Below are 1,686 nucleotides of genomic sequence, written 5' to 3' on the forward strand. Positions count from 1 at the left end.
CTCTTGGCCGTCTTCACTTCTTTCCGAAGACACTTCCCGGACCGCAGGACGGTCAGACCGGCGCAACTGCGCGCGAGCGGCCTTGGCCGTCAGGACGAGCGGGGCAGCGCCTTGCGAGAACCACGGGCAGGGTTGAGGAGGGGGCGGTTGAGCGAAAGCGGCGACGGGGAGGCCGGTCTGCGAGAGGGGTTTCCTACTTCCTTCCTCTTTTTCGTTGCCCTTTGGGGCGGCCTTCAATGCGATGAGCGAAACAAAACGCTTTTATCGCTCACTCTATTGCGGCATTGTGGGCGATAACTATGGGATTTATCGCTTATGGCATGGAATTGGGAATTGGCGGGGTGGCCGGCGTTCGAGTGGAAGCCTGAACTTCTGCGGGTCAGGGAGCAGGCATTCATGGAAAATGCGGCTATTGCCGTTGGCACCATGCGCCATCTGGGGAAAGACGACCGCGAGGAGGTCGTGATCGAGCTGCTCAGCTCCGATGCCTTGAGCACATCGGCGATCGAAGGGGAAGTCCTTGATCGCGACAGCGTGCAATCATCCCTTCGGCGCCAACTCGGAATGTCGGCCGCGGCTTTCCGCAGCAGACCGGCGGAAGCTGGCATTGCCGAAATGATGGCGGACCTCTATCGCCACCCGCTTGACCCCATAACCGAGGAGCGGCTGTTTGAATGGCACCGAATGGTCATGAACGGTCGCCGTGACATCGCCGATATCGGCAGCTACCGCCGTCATGACGAACCGATGCAGATTGTCTCAGGCGCTTTCGGTCGCCAGCGTGTGCACTTCGAAGCCCCTCCATCCGATCGCCTGGCGATCGAGATGGGCAGGTTTCTCGAATGGCTCGAACGGACCTCCCCCGAAGGGCCGGATCCGCTTGCCGCCCTCACACGTGCCGGCATCGCCCATCTGTGGTTCGAGAGCATCCATCCTTTCGAGGACGGCAATGGCCGTATCGGCCGTGCGATCGCCGAAAGCGCGCTTGCACGGGCAATCTCGACGCCAACCTTCAGCGCATTGTCGAAATCGCTGCTGAGACACCGCAAGGACTATTACGCCATGCTGGAGGCGGCGAGCACCACGCTTGCCATAGATGACTGGCTCTCTTGGTTTGCGGACCGGGCGCTGGAAGCCCAAAAATCAGCGGACGATCTGGTCCGCTTCCTGATCGAGAAGACACGCTTCATGGACAGATTGCGTGGCGCGCTGAACGAGCGACAGGAAAAAGTGCTGCTGCGTTTGCTGGCGGAGGGGCCAGAAGGTTTCACCGGGGGTTTAAGCGCCAGCAACTACGCGACAATCACCGGCGCTCCGCCCTCGACCATTACACGCGACCTCTCCGATCTGGTCGAGAAAGGCGCGCTGCTGCGCACCGGCGAGCGCAAGGCAACGCGCTACCGACTGAACATAGCAAGCGATGGATAGGAGGCTTGGTGAGACCGTTGCATAAGCGAACGGGCTAAGCGGCGACCTTCCCTGCCCCTGTATCCTCCCGGGCCGATGTCGCGAGCGCCTCCTCGACCTCACGCAACTTCTGGCGCTTCTCAGCCAGTTCGTCGGCAAAGGCGAAGGTGCCACCCTGCCGCGACTGGTAGGAGACGAGCCGCCGCTGGTACTCCGCCAACCTCTGGCGATAGCGTTCACGCTCCTCCCCGAACCTATCGAGTGCATGCTCGAGTCGGG

At 61.5% G+C, this 1,686-nt stretch carries 1 protein-coding gene and 1 pseudogene; one reads left to right on the top strand and one right to left on the bottom strand.

Annotated features, from left to right (window positions below; translation table 11 throughout):
• The first annotated feature begins 315 nt into the window (after nucleotides 1-315).
• A complete protein-coding gene (locus E8M78_RS18565) occupies nucleotides 316-1,428 on the top strand; it encodes a Fic family protein (protein WP_137136472.1) in 1,113 nt (370 codons plus the stop codon).
• 34 nt (nucleotides 1,429-1,462) lie between these two features.
• Here E8M78_RS18565 and E8M78_RS23915 read toward each other — a convergent pair.
• A pseudogene (locus E8M78_RS23915) lies at nucleotides 1,463-1,686 on the bottom strand (hypothetical protein); the annotation flags it as partial.

It is taken from the genome of Rhizobium sp. FKY42 (assembly GCF_005222835.1).
GTDB lineage: Bacteria > Pseudomonadota > Alphaproteobacteria > Rhizobiales > Rhizobiaceae > Neorhizobium.